Source organism: Streptomyces globisporus (assembly GCF_003501885.1).
Lineage (GTDB): Bacteria > Actinomycetota > Actinomycetes > Streptomycetales > Streptomycetaceae > Streptomyces > Streptomyces globisporus_D.
The window spans coordinates 1-2,575 of sequence record NZ_QWFA01000403.1 but is presented as its reverse complement, the minus strand read 5'-3'; the positions used below and the strand labels follow the sequence as shown (position 1 = coordinate 2,575).

2 protein-coding genes and 1 pseudogene are annotated in these 2,575 nt (G+C 71.1%); all 3 read right to left on the bottom strand.

The window, feature by feature from the left end; all coding sequences use genetic code 11:
- Positions 1-260: 260 nt before the first annotated feature.
- Positions 261-902 (bottom strand): annotated as a pseudogene (locus D3105_RS33990) (pyrroline-5-carboxylate reductase family protein); the annotation flags it as partial.
- An 84-nt stretch (positions 903-986) separates the two neighbouring features.
- The gene (locus D3105_RS33985; RefSeq protein WP_118906605.1) at positions 987-1,709 is read right to left on the bottom strand and encodes an ABC transporter permease; all 723 of its coding nucleotides are present in this window, start codon (positions 1,707-1,709) and stop codon (positions 987-989) included.
- On the bottom strand, positions 1,706-2,575 hold an 870-nt coding region (locus D3105_RS33980), incomplete at its 5' end, for an ABC transporter ATP-binding protein (RefSeq protein ID WP_425315774.1). The genes D3105_RS33980 and D3105_RS33985, both read right to left, overlap by 4 nt.

The following is a 2,575-nucleotide window of genomic DNA, read 5'->3' as shown; positions in this document are numbered from 1 at the left end:
ATCCTTTCGGGCCTGATTCCCAGTCAGTGGGGCTTGTCTTCCCGACTGTTGGGCCGTTCCGACGAGTGAGACTTTAGCGGAGTCCTGGGCCCCGACGCTAATCGGGGATGTCCCTTCGAACGCGGATTCCTCATTTCGCGCAGGCACGCGAAAAGGCATACGACGTGATGTCGCGTGTCTTCTCGTGGTTACTGCGGAAAGGCTGTCCGGGGACCGACCGGGGTCGGCGCTCACGTCGAACAACTCGGAGCACACTACGGACCTGCCGGGGGCGTGTCAACCCCCGGGTGTTCGCCGCTGTCCCGGAGCATGACGGCGGCGCCGATGGCGGCCTGGACGATGAGGTCGTGGGCCTGGGCACGAGGCAGGCCGAGCAGGATGCCCGCGTCGGTCATGGCCTCGACCAGGAAGTAGAAGTAGGCGGGGCCGGAGCCGGAAAGGGCGGTGGCGGCGTCCTGCTGGGACTCCGGGACGCGGAGAGTCTTGCCTACGCCGCCGAAGATCTCCTCGGCGGTGGCGAGGTGCGCGCCGGTGGCGTGGCTGCCCGCCGAGATGACGGACATCCCCTCGTCGACGAGGACCAGCCGCTCCTCGATGAACGTGGTGGTGATGCCGGCGGCCGCGCTGATGACCAGACGGTCGGCGGTGACGTGCGGGGCGAGTTCGTCCAGGAGCTTGCCCATGTCCTGCGGCTTGACCGCGAGGATGAGGATGTCGGCGTTCTTGGCCGCCTCCGCGTTGGTGACGGACCCGACCCCGTACCGCGTGTTCAGTTCCTGGGCCCGGTCGCTGCGGCGGGTGGTCACCAGGATGTCGGCCGGTCGCCACCCCGCCCGGATCATCCCGCTGAGCAGGGCCTCGCCGATCTTGCCGGTGCCGAGGACTGCGACTGTCTGGGTCATGCGTTCACCCTCCGGGCGGTGCTGGGCTGTGCGGTGCTGTGGGCCGGGCTGTTGCTGCCTCCCGTCATCCTCGCATCGGGGTTCTCACGGCGTACGGCGGCGGAGGGTGATCGCGCCGAGGCAGAGGACCAGCAGGGCGCTGCCCGCGACCACGGCGATGTCGCGGACGAAGTCGCCGGTGATGTCGGGGTGCTGGAGAACCTGGTTCATGCCGTCGACGGCGTACGACATGGGCAGGACGTTCGAGATCGCCTCCAGGACCGGGTGCATCGCCTCGCGCGGTGTGAACAGACCGCACAGCAGGAGCTGAGGGAAGATCACCGCCGGCATGAACTGGACCGCCTGGAACTCGGACGCGGCGAACGCGGAGACGAACAGGCCGAGCGCGGTGCCGAGCAGCGCGTCGAGCAGGGCGACCAGGAGCAGCAGCCAGGGGGAGCCGACGACGTCCAGGCCCAGCAGCCAGACGGAGACGGCCGTCGCGAGTGCCGACTGGACGACCGCGACCGCGCCGAAGGCGAGGGCGTACCCCCCGATCAGGCCGCCCTTGCCCAGCGGAAGGGCGAGGAGGCGTTCCAGGGTGCCCGTGGTGCGTTCGCGCAGGGTGGCGATCGAGGTCACCAGGAACATCGTGATCAGCGGGAAGATGCCGAGGAGGGAGGCTCCGGTCGCGTCGAAGGTGCCGGGTGCTCCGTCGAAGACGTAACGGAGCAGGGTGATCAGCAGGATCGGGACGATCACCAGGAGCGCGATGGTGCGGGGGTCGTGGGTCAGCTGGCGCAGGACGCGCCCCGCGGTGGCGGTCATCGGGGGGCCTCCTCGGTGGTGAGGGGTGCGGCGGTCTTGTGGGGCGGGTGCTCGTCGGCCGCGTGGTCCCCGGATCGGTCCGCGTCGGCCCGGTCGGTGTCGACGAGGTGGAGAAACGCCTCCTCGACCGTGGCCGTGCCGGTGCGGTGGCGCAGCGCGTCGGGGGTGTCCTCGGCGAGGATCCGGCCGTCGCGCATCAGGAGCAGGCGGTGACAGCGTTCGGCCTCGTCCATCACGTGGGACGAGATGAGGATCGTGGTGCCGCGGTCGGCCAGGCGGTGGAAGAGGTCCCAGAGGTCCCGGCGGAGTACGGGGTCGAGCCCGACGGTCGGTTCGTCCAGGACCAGCAGGTCCGGGGTGCCGAGCAGGGCGACGGCCAGCGAGACGCGGCTGCGCTGGCCACCGGAGAGCGCACCGGCGAGGGCGTCGGCGCGGCTCGTGAGGTCGACGTCGTCGATGGCGCGGGTGACGGCATCGCGGCGGGCGTCCCGGTGGGCGCGTCCGGGGTGCAGGACGGCGGCGAAGTAGTCGAGGTTCTGCCGGACGGTGAGGTCGGCGTAGACGGAGGGCGCCTGGGTGACGTAGCCGATGCGGGGGCGCAGGGCCGGGTCTCCGGCGGGGTGGCCCAGGACGTCGAGGTGGCCCGTGACCTTGGCCTGGGTGCCGACCACCGACCGCATGAGGGTGGTCTTGCCGCAGCCCGAGGGGCCGAGGAGGCCGGTGATGCTGCCCGAGGGGACGGTGAAGTCGAGGGCGCGCAGGACGGTGCGGGTGCCTCGGACGACGGTGAGGTCGCGGGCCGTGATCGCCGAGGTCGGGGGTGGGGGCGCGGCCGGGGACGGGTGCGTCGTGGGGGCGGTCGGTGC